We start from the raw sequence: 21,041 nt of genomic DNA on the forward strand, positions 1-21,041 counted from the left end.
CCCCTCAACGCCGCCAGCGCCGCCGTTGTTCCCGGGGACACGTCCCACGAATTTTCCCTATCATGGGCCACGTAATCGAAAGCAACCGAAAGGACGATTGAAACAATGGCTGTTTACGAGCTTCCCGACCTCCCCTACGCTTACGACGCGCTGGAGCCGCACATCTCCGCCGAGATTATGGAGCTGCACCACACCAAGCACCACGCGAATTACGTCAAGGGTGCCAACGCCGCTCTCGAGGCGCTCGAGGCTGAGCGCGACGGCGCGGCAAACGCGGACACCCTGCGCGCCCTGTCCAAGAACCTGGCGTTTAACCTGGGCGGCCACACCAACCACTCCATCTTTTGGAAGAACATGGCCCCGAACGCCGGTGGCGCCCCCGTCGGCGAAATCGCTGAGGCGATCAACCGCGACTTCGGTTCCTTCGAGAAGTTCCAGGCTCACTTCGAGGGTGTCGCCAACGGTCTGCAGGGCTCCGGCTGGGCCGTGCTCGGTTACGACCACATCGCTGGCCGCCTCATTATTCAGCAGATGACCGACCAGCAGGGCAACATCTCCGTGGACTTCACCCCGGTGCTCATGCTCGACATGTGGGAGCACGCCTTCTACCTGCAGTACAAGAACGTGAAGGCCGATTACGTCAAGGCCTTCTGGAACGTTGTCAACTGGGGCGACGTGAACGAGCGCTTCACTTCCGCAGCCAAGTAAGCATGTAGTACCGCTTGCTTGATAGGCCCCCGCCCCGGCACCTGTGCCGGGGCGGGGGCCTAAGCTTGTCTGCGTGAAGAAGGGCACGGGCGAGTACAGGAGAGCGACGCTAGCGATGTTGGCGGTCGGCCTCGCCATCTTCAACTCCTTGTACGCCACCCAATCTCTGCTGCCAGTGCTTTCGACGGAGATGGGCATAGCCCCCTCCACAGCGGCGCTGACGGTGTCCGTCGCCACGGGCGCCCTCGCGGTCTTCGTCGTCCCGTTCTCCATCCTCTCGGAGAAGTACGGGCGCGGCCGCATCCTCGTCATCTCGGCGTTGTCGGCCACCCTCATCGGCTTGACCCTCCCGCTCGCGCAATCGGCGGGACAGCTCATCGCGCTGCGCGCAGTGCAAGGGGCGATGATCGCGGGCGCGCCGGCAGTGGCCATGACGTGGCTCTCGGAGGAGCTGGACAGCGATGACCTGCCCGGCGCGATGGGTCTCTACGTTGCGGGCACCACGATTGGCGGGCTGACTGGCCGGCTCATCCCCTCGGGACTGATCGAGTTCACCTCGTGGCGGTGGGCCCTGCTAGCTTCCTCGGTGTTCGCCGTCGCGCTCGCGGTTACGGTAGCGGTCATCCTGCCGAAACAGCGCAACTTCACCCCTAAGGAGTCAATCCGGCCCGCGTCCGAAGCACGCGTGACCATTGCCCACCTGCGGAATCCACGGCTGCTGGCGCTCTATGCCACCGCTTTCATCGGCATGGGCGTGTTCGTCTCCATGTACAACTATTTCGGCTACCGCGCCATTGACCACTTCGGTCTGCCCGCGTCATTGGCGGGCCTGGTGTTCGTGATGTACCTGTCGGGCACGTGGTCCTCGGCCCGGGCGGGCTCCCTTGTCGGCCGCTTCGGGCGCGGCCGCGTGGTGCTCGCTGGCGCTGTGCTCATGCTCGCTGGCGCGGGCGCGGCGGCGAGCGGGAACTTGTGGGTCACTCTCGTCGGTCTTCTGCTGTTCACCGCGAGCTTCTTCGCCATGCATTCGACGGCCTCGGGATGGGTAGGTCAGATGGTGGACCACGACCGGGCGGAGGCGTCCAGCCTGTATCTTTTCGCGTATTACATGGGCTCGTCGCTTGTGGGGGCGGCGACGGGCGCGGCCTTCGAGGCGCTGCCCTGGTGGGGGTTCATCAGCGTGCTGGCCGCGCTTTTGTCCGTCCTGGTCGCCGTGGCCCTCGCCCTAGCGCTCAGGGAGCGACGTCGGAAATAAGCGGCACCCCGGGCGCACCGTCGGTGAGAAATTGGCGCACGGCCCGGGTCGCGCGGCAGTCGTCTTCGTTGTAGCGCAGGAGCATCTCGCGCGCGGACGCGTCCCCCAGCCGCGCAGCCCGTCGCAGTGCCACGGAGCGTTCACCGTCGACGTCGTCGTCCTCCCACTCGAACCCGACGACGGGACCGAGCACTTTGAGGCCCAACCCGTCGGTGCCCACCAGCTGCCGCCTGACGTGCGCGAACACGTCCACCCACTCGTCGGAGGCGATGAACTCGCGCACCTGCTCCTCATCCGCCGAGCCGAACCGCTTCGCCGAGGACTTCAGCCAGTGGTTCTCACCACCCGCCGCGTAGCAGTACGCCGCAAAGGTCTTGCCCTCGGCGCTGGCGCGGGCGCGCTCGGACATGAGCCACTCCCAGAAGTCGCCGAAATTGGCCTCCTCCCACTCTCCACCGACCTCGTCCCACGTCGCGAAGGGCCTGTAGGTTTCACCGTCGAACGTCCCCCACAGGTAAGCCCCCTGGTCGAGGTAAGCCTCCATGTCGATGTCGATCTCTACGTCGGCGCGCGGAACGGTCGTTACCGGCACGCGCTTGAGCACTGGAATGTTGTCGCGCCACGCACGCGCGATAGCGGAGGGCTCGCCGATGCGGGCGTCGATAAGCGATTGCACCGTATCCAGCCCCGCGTCGCGGTAGCTGTCGGCGCGACCGCCCGGGAACACCAGGGAGATGTCGTCCATCTCCTCGAGCCTCGGCTCGCACAACGGCCAGAAGCGGCACGACGCGCACTGCTTCAGGCGGCGCGGCTCCATCGGGATCGGCGCGTTGAGCGTCTCTATCAGCGGCTGGATGAAGCGTTCCACAGGTGCGAGGTACGCGCGCGAACGGTCTTGGCCCACCAGCGCGGCGCGGCCGTCGGCGAAATCCCCGAGCAGCAGGTGCGCCAGGGCGAGTCGGTACCCGTCGGAGGTGTGGTGGCGCAGCTTCGCCCCCGTCGGAAGCGGCGCGCTGAGCGAGAGGCGGTGTGTGGGCACGACATCGAGCTTCGCGCTTGTCGACGCCCGGGCGACGCGGTGGTTGGAAATCATCACGGGCATGTACGTCTTGGTGCCGGTCTCCGTCCGCGCGAGTATGTCGATCTCCGCGACAACGTCCACCCCCTCAATTCGGCCGGTCAGCACCCCGTTGGTGATCAGGTGCGCACCGGCCTTCAGGGCGGAGCGGGTGCGCGCCTCCAACTCTGCGACTGTGTCCGCCGGGTCGAGGTCGACGCGCGTGAACACCTTGCCCCTGCCGTCACCCAGCGCACGCTTGACCGGAAGAGATGACAAAACGGCGGCGCGGCCCGCGTCAATCTGCGGCTGGCGGGCCAGGGACTCAGGCAACGGCGGCACATCGGGGTGGGTGTGGCGCTGGCGCAGGCGGTAACGGCAGCCCACCAGATCGGAGGCGCGGACAAGATGAATTTCGCTCACAGCGCTCCCAATCCTATAGGCCCGTTGACAGGTAAGGTAGGTCACATGGGAATCATCGAAACGATCCGCAAAAACCGCGCAAAGACCAAGGCGGACATTAAGGCAGCCGAGGTGCGTGCCCGTCAGCTGGCCAAGAACGAGGCAAAGCAGGAGCACCGCACCGCAAAACTCCTGGACAAGGCCGAGAAACGCCTGCTCAACGAGGAGAAGAAGGGCCTGAAGCGCAAGCGCAAACACGAGAAGAAGCTCGCAGAGACCCAGCTCAAGCGCATCGAGCAGTCGGGCCTGACGCAGAAAAAGGCGAAGAACTGGGTAGGCGCGGCACGCGTCCTCGTCCCTGTTCTCCTGCCGCTGGCGTACAAGGCGATGACCTCTTACCAGCAGAACCGCATCGAGTCCCGCGCGAACACAATGGGCCTGAGCTCGCAGGATCTGTCGCGGTACTCGGGCCGCGGCGCGGAGCTCAAGGCCCGCATCGACGCTCTGCGCGGCAACACCGACAGGCTCCACGACACCCCGGCCCTGTCATCCAGCTTCATCAAGGATGTCGATGTGCGTCTCGACGAGCTGGAGCAGGCCGTGCGCAACGCCGAGCGGCTGAACCCGGAGCAGCAGCGTCTCGCCCACTCCTCCATTGAGCGCGAGCTCGACGAGGTTACCGGTGAAATCCAGGAAAAGACCAGCCGCTAGCAGCTGTCTTTAGAGCACTCCCTGCTCGCGGGCTGAGGCCACGGCCGAGGTACGCGAGCGCACCCCGAGCTTGTCGTAGATGTGCACGAGGTGGGACTTCACGGTCGCCTCGGAAAGCATGAGATCGTGGCCGATCTCCCGGTTCGACGCGCCACCGGCGACAAGCTGCAACACCTCCAGCTCGCGCGGGGTGAGCGAAAACCGCGGGGTGCGGTCACGCGTTTCCAGGCGCGTGCGGACGACGAGCGAGAGCGCAGCGTCGCCACGCGCGGCGGAGCGCACAGCCGCCACGAGCTCCGCTGGGGGGGCGTCTTTGAGCAGGTACCCGACGGCCCCCGCCTCGATCGCGCCGAGGATGTCCGCGTCCGTGTCGTAGTTTGTCACCACCAGGACCTGCGGCGGGTTGGCCATCGTGCGGCGGATCTCGGCGGTCGCCTCCGCACCGGTGGTCACCTTCGCGCCCTCGGCTCCCGCGCCGAAGCGCAGGTCCATAAGGATGACGTCGATGCCGCCGGCCTGGGCTGTCGAGATCGCACTTTCCGCCGTCGCAACCTCGCCGACGACCTCGATGTCCTCGGCCTCTTCCAACACGGCGCGGAGCCCGAGCCTGACTATCTGGTGGTCGTCCGCCAGCAGCACACGAATCATTAGCCCTCCTCCATCTTTTGGTTGATGTTACCCGGCGCCTCAGCTGGGACCGCGACCGACACCGCGGTCGGTCCGCCGGGGGCGGACTCCACCACTAGTTCCCCGCCCAGCTCCTCAGCCCTAGTGCGCATGGCCGACAGACCGAGGTGTCCGAGACCCGTCGGGGAGTTCTCCAGAGCCGCGGGGTCGAAGCCACGGCCGTTGTCCACCACGTCCAAGCGCACGTCATCCGGGTTGTAGGTCAAGGTGACGCGGATTCTCGACGCTCCCGAGTGCTGCACTGCGTTGGACACTGCGCCCTGCGCGATGCGCAGCAACCCAGCCTCGCAGCGCATGGGTAGCAACATCGGCGATCCGTCCGACTCCACCTCGATGACGGTGCCGCCCACCTCGGAGAAATCCCGCGCGATCCGCCCGAGCGCCTGGTGCAGCGATGCCTCCGTCAGAGGCGCCGGGGTGAGCGCGGCAATCATCGCCCGCGTTTCCGCCAGGTTGTTGGACGCCGCCCGTCGCGCCGTCTCAATGCGCGACTTCGCCGGCGCGAGGGCTGTTGGACCCAGGCCCGTCGCGGCAAGGTCGCGGTCCGCGGCGTGGAGCAGCATCTGGATGCTCGAAAGGCCCTGCGCCACCGTGTCGTGTATCTCATGGGCGAGGCGTTCGCGTTCCTGGGCCACACCGGCCTCCCGCTCCGACGCCGCGAGTTGCTTTCGCGTGGCCAGGAGCTCGTCGATAAGCGCCTCACGTTCCCTGCTCACGCGGGCGATGGTGGTGAACGCGTAGTTGGTGGCGATGACCACCAGTGCGGAGAGCACCGGGCCAATCACGCCTCCCACCGTAAGCCCGGTGGGAACCTGGGCACCGACCGAAATCCCCAGGCCGAGGGCGACCCAGACCACACCGCGCCAGTCGTTGAACGTGCGCAGGTAAACGAAGAAGAGGATAAACACCCAGTAGACGGCCAGCGGTGTGACCATCATGTCGGCGATCCACACCCCCGTCAACGCCATGAGCCACCCGGCCTGGGCAACGCGCCCCCATCGCGGCATGTCCACGAGGCCGTAGAACAACAGGAACGAGAATCCTGTAACCAGGACTATGTGGAGCAGCGCGGAATTCAGCGGCATGCGCAGCAGAGCGGCCAGCGAGATCACCAGCAGCGATACCGACAGCACCGTGATTCCGGTGTCAAGCGCCTTGTTATCGGCGATGCCCGGGGGCTCCTTGCTCACCATCACTAGTCTGGAGCTCATGCGCAATACATTACCCACCCGCGGGCACCATCTATCCGCCGTCGCCGCAGCGGTGGCTGCGGCCGGGGTCGTCGCCGGTTGCGCCGCCGATCCCGCAGGTGAGACCCAGGTGGAACCCTCGGCTGAAACCGCGGTAGAGCCCGCGGCCGCCCCGGCGGATCAGGACCTGCCCGTCACCGAGCTTCCCGTCACCCAACGGGACCCGGCCGGCCAGTGCCCGTACCTTGACGCGCAGTGGGTCGCGGAGGCGAACGGGCAACGGGTGACCGGCGTCGGCGTGGACCAGCGCTTTGACACCCCCGCCTGCCAGTTTTGGTCATACCCGGAAGATCCGATGCTGACGGTGCTGGTCAGGCACATGGGCAGCGCGGAGGACGCGATGGCCGTTGTGGATTGGGCGGCGCCCGTAGAGCACACCGAGCCCGCGGACGACCCGGAGGGTTGGAACGGTGGCCGCCACGGCGGCGGCGCTGTGCCAGGCCGGGAGGGCGCGGTGTACTCCGTGGCGAAGGGGCCCGTGGCCGTGACCGTGTTCTCCAACCAGAACGAGTCGGTCAAGGCTCAGGTTGTGGCGGAGCAAGTTATCGCTACCCTGGGCCTGTGACCGTCCCCCACCTGATCCGCGTGGCCGCTGTCGTCCTCCGCGACGACGCCGGCCGCGTGCTCTGCGTGCGTAAAGTGGGCAGCCCCCGCTTCCAGCTCCCGGGTGGCAAGCCGGAGGGGGACGAATCCCCCGTGGACACCGCACTGCGCGAGACGCGGGAGGAGGTCGGCGTCGAGATTGACGCCGAGGAGCTGGGATTCGTCGGCGATTTCACCGCCCCGGCCTCGAACGAGCCAGGGTTTCAAGTCAGCGCGTCGGTGTTCATCCGCAGGCCCGCCGCGTCGGGGGAGATGCCCTGCGAGCCGGTGGCGGCCGGGGAAATCGAGGAGGTTGCCTGGATCGACCCGCGGGATTGCGGCATCCGGGGTCTCGCGGGCCTCGCGCCCCTGCTCGCCCGCGAGGTCTTCCCTGCGTTGCGCGAACGCGAGGTGGACGCGGTTTCCGTTTTCGCCGGAGCGAACCCTGGCACAAACCCGGTTAACCTGACGCTGGCGGCAAACTTGGGCGAGGCCCTGGCGCGGGGCGGGATCACGCTGGTGTACGGCGGTTCCCGCCTCGGCATCATGGGGCGCGTCGCCGAATCCGCAACCTCGGCCGGGGGGCGGGCCGTGGGTGTGCTCACCAACCATCTGGCCAGCCGTGAGCTGCGCTACGAAGGCCTCACCCGCCTGGAGATGGTGGACACACTGGCCGAGCGCAAGCAGCGCATGAGCGAGCTTAGCGACGCCGTGATCGCCCTGCCCGGCGGCGCCGGTACCCTCGACGAGTTATTCGACCAATGGACAACCCAGCAACTCGGCTACCACAGCAAGCCGATCGGCCTGCTCGGCACCGAGTTCTGGGCTCCGTTCGTTGCTATGATCGACCATATGATTTCCCAAGGGTTCATCCGCCCCGCCGACCGGGCGTCCCTCATCCTTTCCGATGACGCCGACGAGCTGTTAAATGCCATGCGCCGCTGGGTTCCGCCCGTCCCGAGGTGGATGTGATGCGCCGCGCGGTGTTCGTGGTCGCCTGCTCCACCGTCGCGCTCGTTCTCGCGGGGTGCCAGTCCGAGCCGATCGACCACGTTGGCACCCACACCTCCGTCGCGTCTCCGCTAGGTGTGACTCCTACCCTCGACCCCGACCCGACGAGGGTGCAGGCCACCGCAATGGCGCACGCGATCGAGATGGACCCGTCCGACATCGATGTCTACGTCGCCATGGGCGACTCCTACGCCTCGATGGGCTCCGCCACCGGCGAGAAGGCGGACCCGAGCTTCTGCTCCAGCTCGGCAGACAACTATCCGAAACAGCTGGCCCGTATCCTCGGCAAATCCGTGGAGTTTGTCGACGCCACTTGCCAAGGATCGACAACTGAAAACGTGGAGGGACCGCGCATCGTTCGCGATGAGGACGTGGCCATCAAGCCGCAGATCGACCAGCTGCGTAGCGACGCCGACCTGATCACCGTTTCCATGGGCGGCAACGACATGGGCTTTGCGGACATCGCTCGCTGCATCAACGACATGATCGCGGGCGCGGACCGCAACTGCGCCGACGAGTTCGCGCTGCCCACCGCGACGCGCCTGGCGGAGCTGCCGGGCAAGCTCACCGAGATGCACGCTGCGATCCGCGACAAGGCTCCCGGCGCGGTCGTCGTCGCCACGGGTTATTCGCCTCTGGTGTCAACGGAGCAGCAGTGCGCACTAACCGATTCCATCGGGCGCGAAGGCGTCGAGTGGGCGGTGTGGCTCACCGCAGCGATCAACAACATTGTCAAGCAGTCCGCCGAGGCGAGCGGGGCAATCTTCGTGCTCCCCGAGGATGTGGAGTACCACACCTCGTGCGCCGTCCCCAAGGAACGGTGGGTGGCCGTCGACGGGGAGGAGACCAACTCCTACCCCGCCCACCCCACGCCTAACGGGCAGCGGGAGATGGCCGAAACCGTCGCCGAGGTCATCGGCCGCTAGGCGCGCTCACACCACCACGTCGTTGTAGGGCATCAGCGTGGACACCCACGGGAATACAACCTCCATGAGCAAGAAAAACACCGCGACCACAAGAGCGAGGGCGATCACCGCCTTCACCGGGGCCGGGCCGGGTAGCGTGCGCCACAGAGCTTCGTACAACTAGCTCACCTCCGTCATTGCCGACGGCGGGCCGCCGGCCTTGTTCAATACTTCAGTCTGAATGGCGTGGATAATCATGCGCTCCGCGTTGGAGAACTGCGGGTGGCACGTTGTCAGAGTCATGATTCCCTCGGCACCCGGCGCCACCTCCGTCGTCCCCGTCCCCGGCACAGGGTTGAGAACGCTGACGTCGTTGGGCAGCGTGATGTGGCGGCCGTGCACGCCGGAGTAGTCACCGCCGACAACACGATCCGCCTGTCCACCTCCGAGGCACGGGGCTGCCTCCCGCGCCCGCTCGGCCGGGTCGCCGGACATGGGCAGAACCCGGTAGGTGACCCACTGCGTCTGCCTCTCCACCACGATGGCGTCGCAGGTGTTGAGTTTGCCCAGGTCGTTGAAGGGCGCTCCTTTACCCACCCGGTGGCCGGCGACCGCGAAGTTTCCCGGCTGCCCCGGCATCTGAGTGTCCGGGTACCGCCCAGGGCCCGCCAGGAGCTCCTCCTCGTCGACGCCCTCGATAATTGCGAACTGGTAGTCCGAACCGAACACGGGAATGTACATGCGGGCGAACGCGTCACCCAATTCCGGGGTAGTGGTGGTGCGCGGGTTCACCCACTGCTGCTCGAGGGTCTCCTGGGCGTCGTTTTGTAACGTGGCCGAGGCCAGGTTGGTCCAGAATGCCTCATAGAAAGCGAACAGGAGAAGGAGCACACCGAGCGTGAGCAGCACCTCACCGGCAACCTGGCTCGGGCTGGTGCGCCGTCTCACCCGGGTCGCGGGTGTGGGGTGGGTGGTGGGCATGGCCTAACATTAACGCAGTTGCCCGGTCGACCAAACAGGTGGTTTTTGCCCGATGATTGAAGCCTTTGTCTATCCCGTCTCCGCGGTGATGAAATTCTGGCACTGGCTGCTTGCAGGCGTGTTCGGCGTAGAGAGCTCCCATTCGTGGGTCGCCTCCGTGATCCTCCTGGTGGTGACGATCCGCGGTCTCATTGCCCCGCTGCAGTGGTACTCGTACAAAACGAGCCGTCTGCTGGTCCTCATGCGCCCGTACCTGGCGCGGATCGAGAAGAAATACGCAGGCCAGGTCACCGCCAAGAGCGTGAAGGAGAAGGAAAAGGCGAAGAAGGCCCTGCACAAGGAATACAGTTTCAACCCCTTCGCCGGGTGCGTCCCGGCTCTTCTGCAGCTGCCGTTCTTCCTCGGCCTATACCGGCTTCTCCTTTGGATGGCGGTGCCGTCCTCGTCTGCCGGTCGCTCACTGGGCGTGCTCAGCCCAGCGGAGGTCGAGTCCTTCCGGGAGTCCACGCTCTTAGGAGTCCCGCTGCCCGCCTACATGTCCATGAGCCCCGAGCAGTTCGCGCATCTGGGCACGACGCTTGACAGCGTCCGTTCGCTCGCGGTCCCAATGCTCACAGCCGCCGTGTGTTTCACCACCTTCAACCTGGTTCTCTCCCAAATCCGTCTACGTTCCACGATGGAGTGGGAGAACCCCATGTCGCACCGCATCTACAAATTCGTGTGGGCGATGGTGCCGCTGGCCGCGCTCGGCATCACGATGGCAGGTCTGACCGGCATCGTGCCCATCGCACTGCTGCTGTACTGGGTCAGCGGAAACTTCTGGACCTTCCTGCAGACGATCACCCTCTGGACCCTTGTGGTGAGGGTTCTTCCGCTTGACGACGACCACGTGGCGCACATGGCGGAAGCGAAAGACGCCGAGTTGGAGCGGCGCCGTGCGAAACGAGAAAAGCAGCGCACGCGCCGCCGGAAAAAGATGTCCGTACTTACCCGACCTGCAACGTTCCCATCAGTGCGCCGCGAGCTTAAGGAAGAGAAGGCGGCCGAAAAGGCAGCGAAGCTGGACGCGAAGGCGGAGAAGAAGCGGCTTTCGGCGGAGCGCAAGGCGGCTATCCGAGAGGCCAACAAGCGGGAGCGCGGCGCTAAGAAAGAAAATACTCAGATGGAGTAATCCACAGGCGGAGCGCCGAGGAGATCCGTGGCGAGCTGCCGTCCCGTTTCCAGGGGACCGACGTCACGGAGGAACCGCGACCCAGAAAGCCCGCCCTCGAGGAAAATGAGCAACTGGTCAGCCTGTGCGTCCGAAGCGTATCCGTTTTTGGTGGTGAGCAGCTGCGTCATTGTCGAGTGCAGCCACTCGCGGTGGGCGGTCGCCGTCGCGACGATCCGGTTCTCCGACTCGGTTTCCGGCCGCGGGTACTCGGTGGCAGCGTTGAGGAAAGGCGAGCCGCGGAAGTCCTTCTCTGGCTCCTCCTCAATGGCCATGTCAAAGAAGGCGAGGATCTTCTCGTCCGCCTCCGTCGTGGTGCCGGTGCGCGCCTGCCACCGGGCGCGGTATTCGTCGTCAAGCTTTTCTAAGTAGGCGACAACCAGGTTGTCCTTGGAACCGAGCAGCGAGTACAGCGAGGCCTTTGCAACGTCGGCCTCCCGCAGGATGCGGTCGATGCCGATAACGCGGATGCCCTCCTCTGTGAACAGCTTCGTCGCGGCATCGAGAAGTCGCTGACGCGGGCTGGGCCGGTTTCGGCGGCGGGTGGGGGCCTTCTTCTTGCCCGGAGAGCCGGTTGTCACCTATACCCCTTTTCATTGGATGGGATTCGGATTACCACTCTCAATATAGACATACCGGTACGTTCATACCAGTTCGCGTGAGCATAGAAAACGACCCCCGCGGTGCCAAGCGGCACCTGGGGGTCGTAGCCAGCGAATATTAGCGACGCGAGCCGGTGAACATGTTCACCAAGGTGAGCAGGATAACCGAGCCGATGAGGCAGGTGATGAAGCTCATGAAGATGTTGCTCATCGGGTCCGCCATGAACAGTCCGAGCAGCCAGCCACCGAGAAGACCGCCGATGATACCGACAACAATGTTAAGCACGACGCCCATCTGAGCGTCGCGACCCTTAATCATGGACGCGATCCAGCCAGCAATGCCGCCGATGATGATCCATCCCAAAAATCCCCAAGTCATGATGTATGTCCCTTCGATATAGTTTCAAACAGCTCTTCAATTATCCATTGTTTTCACTGAATGTGCCATGCCACTCCCTTACCGTTTGGTAACGAGTCAACACCAATCAGCTTCCGGGCCGGACAACCATCATCGGGCAGGGTGCGGACTGCAGCAGCGCGCGGGACGTGGAGCCGAGCAACATACCCTTGAATCCCCCGCGTCCGTGGGAGCCGGTGATCAGGAGCTGGGCGCCCTCGGCGGCTTCGGTCAACGCGCGCACTGGGCGATCGCGGGTGATGACTTTCTTGACGCTCACGTCCGCGTACTGGTCCTCGAATCCAGCGAGATAGGCGGCGAGCTTCTCTTCCTTCTCCTGCTGCATGGCGTACCAGTAGTCGTCCGTGATGGCGTAACCCGCGCCCGGGCCCTGAATGGGGGCATCGATCCACGTGTGGACCGCCACTAACCCGGCGCCACGGGCGCTCGCCTCCTCGAACGCGACCTCGGTCGCGCGCTTGGACACATCGGAACCGTCGACGCCCACGACAACCGGGCCGTACTTGTTATCCTCGTTGACATTGTTGTCTTCGCGGACCACCACGACCGGGCAGTTTGCATGGGAGACCACCGCACCCGACACGGAACCCAGAACCATGCCGGACAGGCCACCGAGACCGCGGGAACCCATCACGATCATCGTCGCGTCATGGGACATCTCCAGGAGCATGTCAATCGGCGAGCCCTCAGCGACCGAGTGGCCGATCTTGATGTCGGGAGCGACACTCAGCGCCAGTTCACGGGCGCCGTCCACCTTTTTCATGGTTTCGTGCTGGAGGTCGTCGAATAGCTCCTGCGGGGGAACCATGCCCTCGGCGTAAAGGAACTGGGGCATCGTATAGCTCGCAGCGAGCCGCAGGGGAATATCGCGCTTAGCGGCGGTATTGGCTGCCCAGCGAACTGCGTTGTCGGAGGCTGCGGAGCCGTCTACGGCGACGATGACAATGTCTTCGCGTTCTGCGCTCGTCATTTAAAAAACGCCCTTCCGGTAGTCAACGGACTCCGGTGCGGGCGTCTAGGAGATGAACCCGTCGCACTCGTACCGGAGTGCTTTCACACTTCCCATACTAGCGGGTTCAGCTTCTCCTAACGGGGAATTTCGACCGGGTGGGCGGCCTCGGCGTTGGCCGGGTAGAAGATGTTGTAGAACAGCTGCGCGAGGTCAAAAAGGACCTTGCCGATACCCTCGGAGGAGAATTCGATTGCCGGGGCGAGAATTGCGTTGAAATCCATGGGCTAAACTTAGCGCACATTATGCGGAGAAAGAACTCCAGGAACAAGATTCCTCTTCCCCCGCGCGACGGCCTTGGGGCTAGCCGCGTGCGCCTTTCCGAAGGAGAGCCCGTCTCCGCATTTGCCGTCCTCTCGCGCGTTATCGCCGAACAGCGGCACAAACACCCCGAGGACGACGAGCAGGCCGTGCTCGAACGCTTCGCCTCGGGCGAGGTCGTGCTTCGCGACGGCTCCCCGCTCGCCCCGGACACCCCCATCACACCCGGCACTGACGTGTTCTTCTACCGCCGTCCCGCCCCCGAGACTCCAGTGCCGTTCACAATTGACACCATCTACGAGGACGATTCCCTTCTCGTGGTGAGCAAGCCCCCGTTTCTCGCCACAATGCCCCGGGCCGCTCACATCACCGAATCGGCCACCGTTCGCCTGCGCAGGGCAACCGGCAACGAGGAGCTCACGCCGGCGCACCGCCTAGACCGCATGACGTCCGGCCTGCTCCTTTTCACTAAGCGAGCGTCTCTCCGCGGTGCGTATCAGGAGTTGTTCGCCCGACGTCAGGTACGAAAGCGGTACGAGGCCATCGCGGAGTACAGGGGGATTAGTGCTCCAGCGAGGTGGGAGCACCACATATCCAAGCGCCACGGCGAGGTTGCCGCTGCAATCATCGCCGACGCGGCTCCCAACGCACTGACGAACCTCCTAGAGGTTTCGCTTATCGACGCCCCCGAAATGCAGAAAACCCACCACACACAGCAACCCATTGCTCGATACCTGCTGGAACCAGTGACCGGGAGAACGCACCAGCTGAGGGTACAAATGAATGCCGCTGGCGCTCCCATCCTCGGCGACCCGATTTACCCGGCAGTCTCTCCGTTTGGCGAGGAGGATTTCACCGTCCCGATGCGTCTGGCATCTGTCTACCTGGGTTTCCCCGATCCCATCTCGGGCGAGCTGCGAGAGTTTTCAGGACCGGGGTTCAGCGCGGGCTGCGTTTCCATTTGAGAAGGTAGCCGATCGACCGTGAGCTGGCGCCGCGGATCGACCCCACGGCTCCCGTCGCGAACTGTCTCGTGCCCATTTCTTTTCCCAGGAGGTCTGCAACTGCGGAGTCCGCATTGCGTACTTTCTTGTGGTCAATCCGATGTTTCCGCAGGAACTCTGCCGTGGCGGAGTAGGTTGCGATGCTCCTATATTGTGTCAAGCGCTTTTCAGAAATTTTTCGTAGGCCGATGCTAATTCCGTCAACGGACGTTTTCCAGTCTCGATGTCACTGATCCTCGCCGGGGCACACCCCAAATGCTTCGCTACAACCACCTGGGTGAGATGCTTCGCGATACGCAGTTCTTTCAACTCATCCCGACGAAGATCCCTGGGCTGTGGCGTACTGCGCCTGGTGCATATGACCCGGTAGATCTCCCGGACGATCGCGCGCTTCAGGCAGCGAATAATCTCCCTTTTCGACAACCCCTCCTCGGTACGCCGGGCGACGTACTCCCTGGTGCGCTGGTCACACTTCATCCTCACCATAGCGATTCGGTACAACGCTGAGTTCGCCCGCCGGTCACCACCACGATTGAGCCGGTGCCGGTTGGTTCGCCCAGAGCTTGCCGGCAGTGGAGCCACTCCACATAAGTGCGCCAGCGCTGCTTCGGAGTGGATGCGCTCCGGATTATCGCCGATGCTGATCAGCAGATCAGCGGAAACAAGAGCCCCACATCCCACGATGTTGCTGACATGGGGATTGATCACTGACACCAGGGCAGCGATCCGGGTTTCCAGCTCATCGCACTGCACCCGCAATGCGCGGTAGGTCGTGGCCAGAATCTTCAGGCTGGTCAGCACACCATTTCGCGGATCAGTAACATCCGACGACGGTCGGCAGTACACCAACGCGTTGACCAGAGTGTGGTTGGTCATCGTGGCGTAGCGGGTGCGGATGTCATCAGGGGCTGTGACCAGCAACGACTTCATCGTTGTGATGAGTTTCGCGGTGGTGGACACCAGCTGTTTCCGGGTGATCTGTAACGCTCGTAACGACTCCACCGGGCCCGTGGAATCTTTAGGCGTGCTCAGCCCTTCCCCGGTCAGGACCTGTCGCGCGGCGGCCAAAGCATCCACCGGATCTGATTTCCCGTCCCGGCGTCGAATGCTGCGGGCCGGGCGCAGGACTTCAACGACCGTGTAGCCACGGTCTATGAGGTGCCGGGTTAATCCGGCACCGAAGGAGTTGGCTCCTTCTACTCCGACGGCGCCGACACCGTGCTTGCTGAGGAACTCGGCGAGGTGTGTGTAGCCGGGCCTGGTGGTGGGGAAGGTTTCGGTGGCCAGGTGCCGGCCGGTTGGGGTCACCGCGGCGACGGTGTGGGTGTCGGTGTGGGTGTCGACCCCGGCGACGGGGCTTGCGGAGAGGTCGATGTCTGTGGTCATGGCTGTCAACGCTTTCGCATAGGGAAGTGATGAAGGTAGCCGCTGATCCGAGGGTTCGAGCAGACAGGACACTGATGGGACTACTACTATGGCACCTGCCGGGGTGGTCACGGTGAGAGGTCACGCTCCTATGAGGTCATGACCGAATCGCCGGATCGCGGTGCGGGGCGAGAACCAGCCCGGAAGACAGATCGCAACGAAGGCACACAATCAGATTGTGGCCAGTCCGTTAGTGGGTCATTCCGGATGGTTCTTGTCCCGCACTCCCATTATCAGTGTCCTTTAGCGTGGTGTATCTGTAGCTGCCGGTGACGACCTCATGAATGCACGAGGCGACCACCGCAGTACCTTTCGAATCCGTAACCACACTTCCTCAAAAGGGAAACCACGATGGCCGCTGGCCCCCATTCTATCGACCCGACCACCTACCTCGACGAACTACTGGCCCAAGCCTCCCCGGACCTGATGCGCGAGATGCTCCAAGGGTTCATCAACCAGATCCTGTCGACCCAGGCCGACCAAGTCTGCGGCGCCGACTACGCCACCGTTAGTGATGCGCGCACCAACGTCCGAAACGGCTACCGCCACCGCGACCTCGACACCCGGGTCGGCACCGTCGACGTCGCCGTGCCCAAACTCAGAACCGGCTCGTTCTTCCCGGACTGGCTGCTGGAACGGCGCACCCGGGCCGAACGTGCCCTGACCACCGTGATCGCCACCTGCTACCTGAAGGGCGTGTCGACGCGCCGGATGAACGACCTCGTCGCCACCCTGGGGATCAACAACCTCTCAAAATCGCAGGTCTCCGAGATGGCCAAAGATCTCGATCAGATGGTGGAAGATTTCCGCACCCGACCCCTGGATACCGGCCCCTACCTCTATGTTTCCTGCGACGCGTTGACCATGAAGGTGCGTGAAGGCGGACGGGTCGTGAAAACCTCCGTGCTGCTGGCCACCGGCGTGAACGCGGAAGGCTACCGCGAACTACTCGGCATGCAGGTCGCCACATCCGAGTCCGTGGCCTCCTGGACGGGTTTCTTTCGCGACCTCAAGGCCCGGGGCCTAAACGACGTCTACCTGGTCACCAGCGACGCACACGTGGGCATCCAGCACGCCATCGGCGAGGCACTGCCGAACGCCTCCTGGCAACGGTGTCGCACGCATTTCGCGAAGAACCTCTCCGGACTGGTGCCCAAAAGCCAATGGCCGACCTTGTCGGCGATGTTCCACACGATCTTCCAACAACCGGACGCCGCATCGGTGTGGAACCAGGCCCGGGAAGTAGTGACTTTCTGTGAGCAGAAGTTCCCGCACGTGGCCGACTACCTGGAAGAAGCCCTGGATGAGCTACTCGCGTTCACCCACGCCCCGAAAGCAGTGTGGACGAAGGTCTGGTCGAACAACCCCACCGAGCGGTTGAACCGGGAGATCCGCCGGCGCACCGACGTCGTGGGGATCTTCCCGAACCGAGATGCCGTCGTGCGCCTGGTCGGGGCGGTGCTGGCTGAGCAGCACGATGAGAAGGATCCAGCAGAAGCGCTACATGTCGCTGACGGCCCTGGACCAGACGAAGACCATGATGAACGCCAACGTCATCGACGCCGGCGACACCACTCAGGAGGTCGCATGAGCCAGTCGCAACACCGGGCTCGTGCCGGTCCCTGAGATCGTCATGCTGCCTGTTTTATCGAAAGGGCAGATACACCACTCGCGTGGACTTGACCTTTGGTGTCGGAGCCTGGTGCCGGAGTTTGGGTCCGCATTGCGAAGTTTTTGTGTCGGCCCGTTGCGGGGCTGATTACTCACGATCACTGAAACTGCGGTGTCAGCGTTGCGGAGCAATTAGGCGTGCCCGTCCGGTTGTTTTCGCAGGAACTCTGCCGTGGCGGAGTCCGCATTGCGGAGTTTTCGTGTCGGCCCGTTCTGGGGCTGGACGACCTGAGGCTCGGCAGCGGCGGAGTCTGGTGTCGGGCCCGGTGTCCGCTTTGCGGAGTTTGGATGTCGGCTTACGGTGGGGGTTTGATTGTCGGTCGTTGTTGCCCACGGTGTGGGTTGTTGGTGGGGTGCTGAAAGCCCGCAACCGGTCCACCGTGGTGGTGGGGGTTGCGGGCTTTGGTGTTGATGAAGTTGTTGGGTCGGCGGTAACTTACTCTCCCACCCCCTCCCGGGGGCAGTACCATCAGCGCGGGCGGGCTTAGCTTCCGGGTTCGGAATGGGTCCGGGCGTTTCCCCGCCGCCATCAACCACCGACACATCTTTTAAGGTGTGTCGCTTGTGTGCGACAAGTATTTTGTTGTTGTGGTCCACTTGTTTCCACCCGTGTGGGTGGTTTGGTGGTGGTTGTGTGGTGTGTCAGATACTGCATAGTGGACGCGTGCGGCTTTTATTGTTGAAACACTGTTGTGTTTTGTTTGGGCCGTTGATTCGTTGTTTTTTGTTGGTGTATTAGTACCAGTCACCTCCGGTAGTTGCCTACTGTCCAGATCTGGCCTATCAACCCCATAGTCTGTGGGGAACCTCAAAAGAAACCTCATCTTAAAACAGGCTTCCCGCTTAGATGCTTTCAGCGGTTATCCCTTCCGTACGTAGCCAACCAGCGGTGCTCCTGGCGGAACAACTGGCACACCAGAGGTACGTCCGTCCCGGTCCTCTCGTACTAGGGACAGCTTTCTTCAAGTTTCAACGCGCGCGGCGGATAGAGACCGAACTGTCTCACGACGTTCTGAACCCAGCTCGCGTGCCGCTTTAATGGGCGAACAGCCCAACCCTTGGGACCTACTCCAGCCCCAGGATGCGACGAGCCGACATCGAGGTGCCAAACCATCCCGTCGATATGGACTCTTGGGGAAGATCAGCCTGTTATCCCCGGGGTACCTTTTATCCGTTGAGCGACACCACTTCCACACGTTGGTGCCGGATCACTAGTCCCGACTTTCGTCCCTGCTCGACATGTACGTCTCACAGTCAAGCTCCCTTGTGCACTTACACTCTTGCACCTGATTGCCAACCAGGCTGAGGGAACCTTTGGGCGCCTCCGTTACTCTTTGGGAGGCAACCGCCCCAGTTAAACTACCCACCAGGCACTGTCCCCAACCCAGATCATGGGCCAAGGTTAAGGTATCCACTACGGTCAGAGTGGTATTTCAACAACGACTCGGCCACCACTGGCGTGGCGGTTTCACAGTCTCCCACCTATCCTACACAAACCGCACCGAACACCAATACCAAGCTATAGTGAAGGTCCCGGGGTCTTTTCGTCCTGCCGCGCGAAACGAGCATCTTTACTCGTACTGCAATTTCACCGGGCCTGTGGTTGAGACAGCAGGGGAGTCGTTACGCCATTCGTGCAGGTCGGAACTTACCCGACAAGGAATTTCGCTACCTTAGGATGGTTATAGTTACCACCGCCGTTTACTGGGGCTTAAATTCTCCGCTTCGGTATCACTACCTAACAGGTCCTCTTAACCTTCCAGCACCGGGCAGGCGTCAGTCCGTATACATCAACAGTATGTCTTCGCACGGACCTGTGTTTTTGATAAACAGTCGCTCCCCTCTATTCTCTGCGACCCCACCCGCTGCCGGCCGTTAAAGGCCTTCACCGGTGGAGGTCCCCCTTCTCCCGAAGTTACGGGGGTAATTTGCCGAGTTCCTTAACCACAGTTCACCCGACCGCCTTAGTATTCTCTACCTGACTACCTGTGTCGGTTTCGGGTACGGGCCGTGCACACACTCGCTAGAGGCTTTTCTCGGCAGTACAGGATCACCCACATCACCCCAAAGGGGCTACGCGTCACGCCTCACACATATGAACCGAAGCATTTCACTCACAGTTCGTGCCACACGCTTGCACCACAATCCAATAAGTGGCTGAGCTACCTCACTGCGTCACCCCATCACTCGGCTACTACGGATCAGGCCCCACGCATCACAACAACCCACACGTCAAAGACGCGCATGGTTGCCGATCAGGGTGGTTAGTATCACCGATTCACCCTTGGGCGCGTATGCACGGGTACGGGAATATCAACCCGTTAACCATCGACTACGCCTGTCGGCCTCGCCTTAGGACCCGACTCACCCTGGGAAGACGAACTTGACCCAGGAACCCTTAGTCATCCGGCGGATAAGATTCTCACTTACCACTCGTTACTCATGCCTGCATTCTCACTCGTGCACAGTCCACAACCCCTTACGGTACTGCTTCACCCCATACACGACGCTCCCCTACCCATGCTAAAAGCATGCCGCGGCTTCGGCGGTGTACTTGAGCCCCACTGAATTGTCGGCGCGGAACCACTCGACCAGTGAGCTATTACGCACTCTTTCAAGGATGGCTGCTTCTAAGCCAACCTCCTGGCTGTCTTCGCGATCCCACATCCTTTTCCACTTAGTACACCCTTAGGGGCCTTAACCGGCGATCTGGGCTGTTTCCCTCTCGACTATGAAGCTTATCCCCCACAGTCTCACTGCCATGCAACACTTAAACCGGCATTCGGAGTTTGGCTGACATTGCTAAGATGATAGTCCCGCTCAACCAACCAGTAGCTCTACCTCCGGCAAGCTCACATAACGCTGCACCTAAATGCATTTCGGGGAGAACCAGCTATCACGGAGTTTGATTGGCCTTTCACCCCTACCCACAACTCATCCCCTCAGTTTTCAACCTAAGTGGGTTCGCGCCTCCACAACCTCTTACAGCTGCTTCACACTGGCCATGGGTAGATCACCCCGCTTCGGGTCCAGGACATGCCACTACAACACCCTCTTAGGATTCGCTTTCGCTACGGCTACCCCACCAGGGTTAACCTCGCGACATGCCGCTGACTCGCAGGCTCATTCTTCAAAAGGCACGCCATCACACACACGAGGTGCTCTGACGGATTGTAAGCGCACGGTTTCAGGAACTATTTCACTCCCCTCCCGGGGTACTTTTCACCATTCCCTCACGGTACTATCCACTATCGGTCACACTGAGTATTTAGGCTTACCGGGTGGTCCCGGCAGATTCACAGCAGATTCCACGAGCCCGCTGCTACTCGGGACACAATCAACACGCTGCCATGCATTTTCACGTACAGGGGCTCTCACCCACTACGGCGCACCATCCCAAGTGACTTCCGCTAACACACAACACACGCGCACAAAGTCGACAGCCTTCGTACAAATCGCATCCCACAACCCCACACACGCAACCCCTGCCAGGTATCACACGCACATGGTTTAGCCTCATCCACGTTCGCTCGCCGCTACTAGCAGAATCATATTTTATTTTCTTCTCCTGCGGGTACTGAGATGTTTCACTTCCCCGCGTCACCCCCACACAAGCTATGAATTCACCTGCGGGTAACACCACATAACTGGTGCCGGGTTTCCCCATTCGGACATCCTCGGATCAACGCTTAGTTGGCAACTCCCCGAGGCATAACGCAGCCTCACACGTCCTTCATCGGCTCAGCATGCCAAGGCATCCACCGTACGCCCTTAATAAAAAACACACAAAACACTAAGGCACACACACAAAACACAATTTCAAGAATAAAGATGCTCGCGTCCACTATACAGTTCTCACACACCACACCCACACCCACCGCACGCGCCCCAA

18 protein-coding genes, 2 rRNA genes and 1 pseudogene are annotated in these 21,041 nt (G+C 62.6%); 9 read left to right on the forward strand and 12 right to left on the reverse strand.

What is annotated here, in order from left to right; translation table 11 throughout:
• Positions 1 to 105: 105 nt before the first annotated feature.
• Together G7Y29_RS10140 and G7Y29_RS10145 are read left to right on the forward strand one after the other, a co-directional pair.
• The gene (locus tag G7Y29_RS10140) at positions 106 to 708 is read left to right on the forward strand and encodes a superoxide dismutase (protein WP_165002449.1); all 603 of its coding nucleotides are present in this window, start codon (positions 106 to 108) and stop codon (positions 706 to 708) included.
• 115 nt (positions 709 to 823) lie between these two features.
• Positions 824 to 1,963, forward strand: a complete 1,140-nt coding sequence (locus G7Y29_RS10145; RefSeq protein WP_165002491.1) for an MFS transporter — start codon at positions 824 to 826, stop codon at positions 1,961 to 1,963.
• On the opposite strand, the gene G7Y29_RS10150 is transcribed toward G7Y29_RS10145, so the two are convergent.
• On the reverse strand, positions 1,941 to 3,443 hold the full coding sequence (locus tag G7Y29_RS10150) for a TM0106 family RecB-like putative nuclease (protein ID WP_249399756.1): 1,503 nt from the start codon (positions 3,441 to 3,443) through the stop codon (positions 1,941 to 1,943). The two genes, G7Y29_RS10145 and G7Y29_RS10150, sit on opposite strands and share 23 nt — an antisense overlap.
• A gap of 45 nt (positions 3,444 to 3,488) precedes the next feature.
• On the opposite strand from G7Y29_RS10150, the gene G7Y29_RS10155 reads away from it, so the two are divergent.
• Complete coding sequence (locus G7Y29_RS10155) at positions 3,489 to 4,133, forward strand: DUF6474 family protein (protein ID WP_165002450.1); 645 nt, start codon at positions 3,489 to 3,491, stop codon at positions 4,131 to 4,133.
• Between the two features lie 9 nt (positions 4,134 to 4,142).
• Here G7Y29_RS10155 and G7Y29_RS10160 read toward each other — a convergent pair whose 3' ends face one another.
• Entirely contained in the window at positions 4,143 to 4,781 is a 639-nt protein-coding gene (locus tag G7Y29_RS10160; protein ID WP_165002451.1) for a response regulator transcription factor, read from the reverse strand.
• Entirely contained in the window at positions 4,781 to 6,031 is a 1,251-nt protein-coding gene (locus G7Y29_RS10165; protein ID WP_165002452.1) for a sensor histidine kinase, read from the reverse strand. The genes G7Y29_RS10160 and G7Y29_RS10165 overlap by 1 nt, the downstream gene beginning before the upstream one ends.
• Here G7Y29_RS10165 and G7Y29_RS10170 point away from each other — a divergent pair.
• Genes G7Y29_RS10170 through G7Y29_RS10180 form a run of 3 tightly spaced genes read left to right on the forward strand, consistent with a single transcriptional unit; the run spans position 6,030 to position 8,589 of the window.
• On the forward strand, positions 6,030 to 6,635 hold the full coding sequence (locus tag G7Y29_RS10170; RefSeq protein WP_165002453.1) for a DUF2020 domain-containing protein: 606 nt from the start codon (positions 6,030 to 6,032) through the stop codon (positions 6,633 to 6,635). The genes G7Y29_RS10165 and G7Y29_RS10170 overlap by 2 nt on opposite strands.
• Positions 6,632 to 7,624 carry a TIGR00730 family Rossman fold protein gene (locus tag G7Y29_RS10175; protein ID WP_165002454.1) on the forward strand — a complete coding sequence of 331 codons (993 nt, stop codon included), beginning with the start codon at positions 6,632 to 6,634 and terminating at the stop codon, positions 7,622 to 7,624. The genes G7Y29_RS10170 and G7Y29_RS10175 overlap by 4 nt, the downstream gene beginning before the upstream one ends.
• On the forward strand, positions 7,624 to 8,589 hold the full coding sequence (locus tag G7Y29_RS10180) for an SGNH/GDSL hydrolase family protein (RefSeq protein WP_165002455.1): 966 nt from the start codon (positions 7,624 to 7,626) through the stop codon (positions 8,587 to 8,589). Before G7Y29_RS10175 ends, G7Y29_RS10180 begins: the two co-directional genes overlap by 1 nt.
• Before the next feature lie 6 nt (positions 8,590 to 8,595).
• Here the strand turns inward: G7Y29_RS10180 and G7Y29_RS10185 are convergent, their stop codons facing one another.
• Both G7Y29_RS10185 and G7Y29_RS10190 read right to left on the reverse strand, forming a co-directional pair.
• On the reverse strand, positions 8,596 to 8,748 hold the full coding sequence (locus tag G7Y29_RS10185; protein ID WP_165002456.1) for a hypothetical protein: 153 nt from the start codon (positions 8,746 to 8,748) through the stop codon (positions 8,596 to 8,598).
• On the reverse strand, positions 8,749 to 9,549 hold the full coding sequence (locus G7Y29_RS10190) for a class E sortase (protein ID WP_165002457.1): 801 nt from the start codon (positions 9,547 to 9,549) through the stop codon (positions 8,749 to 8,751). It lies immediately after the preceding gene.
• A 52-nt stretch (positions 9,550 to 9,601) separates the two neighbouring features.
• On the opposite strand from G7Y29_RS10190, the gene yidC reads away from it, so the two are divergent.
• On the forward strand, positions 9,602 to 10,720 hold the full coding sequence (gene yidC / locus G7Y29_RS10195) for a membrane protein insertase YidC (protein WP_165002458.1): 1,119 nt from the start codon (positions 9,602 to 9,604) through the stop codon (positions 10,718 to 10,720).
• On the opposite strand, the gene G7Y29_RS10200 is transcribed toward yidC, so the two are convergent.
• From G7Y29_RS10200 to G7Y29_RS10215, 4 genes are all read right to left on the reverse strand, one after another.
• Positions 10,708 to 11,340 carry a TetR/AcrR family transcriptional regulator gene (locus G7Y29_RS10200; RefSeq protein WP_165002459.1) on the reverse strand — a complete coding sequence of 211 codons (633 nt, stop codon included), beginning with the start codon at positions 11,338 to 11,340 and terminating at the stop codon, positions 10,708 to 10,710. The genes yidC and G7Y29_RS10200 overlap by 13 nt on opposite strands.
• 139 nt (positions 11,341 to 11,479) lie before the next feature.
• A complete protein-coding gene (locus G7Y29_RS10205) occupies positions 11,480 to 11,743 on the reverse strand; it encodes a GlsB/YeaQ/YmgE family stress response membrane protein (RefSeq protein ID WP_165002492.1) in 264 nt (87 codons plus the stop codon).
• Positions 11,744 to 11,846: 103 nt separating this feature from the next.
• On the reverse strand, positions 11,847 to 12,749 hold the full coding sequence (locus tag G7Y29_RS10210; RefSeq protein WP_165002460.1) for a universal stress protein: 903 nt from the start codon (positions 12,747 to 12,749) through the stop codon (positions 11,847 to 11,849).
• Between the two features lie 116 nt (positions 12,750 to 12,865).
• Positions 12,866 to 13,012: a hypothetical protein gene (locus G7Y29_RS10215; RefSeq protein WP_165002461.1), complete on the reverse strand. Its 147-nt coding sequence runs from the start codon at positions 13,010 to 13,012 to the stop codon at positions 12,866 to 12,868.
• A 21-nt stretch (positions 13,013 to 13,033) separates the two neighbouring features.
• Here G7Y29_RS10215 and G7Y29_RS10220 point away from each other — a divergent pair, with 21 nt between their 5' ends.
• The gene (locus G7Y29_RS10220) at positions 13,034 to 14,014 is read left to right on the forward strand and encodes a pseudouridine synthase (RefSeq protein ID WP_165002462.1); all 981 of its coding nucleotides are present in this window, start codon (positions 13,034 to 13,036) and stop codon (positions 14,012 to 14,014) included.
• Positions 14,015 to 14,209: 195 nt separating this feature from the next.
• Here the strand turns inward: G7Y29_RS10220 and G7Y29_RS10225 are convergent, their stop codons facing one another.
• Positions 14,210 to 15,439, reverse strand: coding sequence for an IS110 family RNA-guided transposase (locus tag G7Y29_RS10225; protein WP_165002463.1), 1,230 nt, complete (start codon positions 15,437 to 15,439; stop codon positions 14,210 to 14,212).
• A gap of 390 nt (positions 15,440 to 15,829) precedes the next feature.
• Here G7Y29_RS10225 and G7Y29_RS10230 point away from each other — a divergent pair.
• Positions 15,830 to 17,069: pseudogene (locus G7Y29_RS10230) on the forward strand (IS256 family transposase).
• 503 nt (positions 17,070 to 17,572) lie between these two features.
• On the opposite strand, the gene rrf reads toward G7Y29_RS10230, so the two are convergent.
• Positions 17,573 to 17,690 (reverse strand): 5S ribosomal RNA (gene rrf, locus G7Y29_RS10235).
• Positions 17,691 to 17,864: 174 nt separating this feature from the next.
• Positions 17,865 to 20,934: ribosomal RNA gene (locus G7Y29_RS10240) — 23S ribosomal RNA — on the reverse strand.
• Between the last annotated feature and the right edge of the window lie 107 nt (positions 20,935 to 21,041).

Origin of the sequence: Corynebacterium qintianiae (genome assembly GCF_011038645.2) — a bacterium.
GTDB classification, from domain to species: Bacteria; Actinomycetota; Actinomycetes; order Mycobacteriales; family Mycobacteriaceae; genus Corynebacterium; species Corynebacterium qintianiae.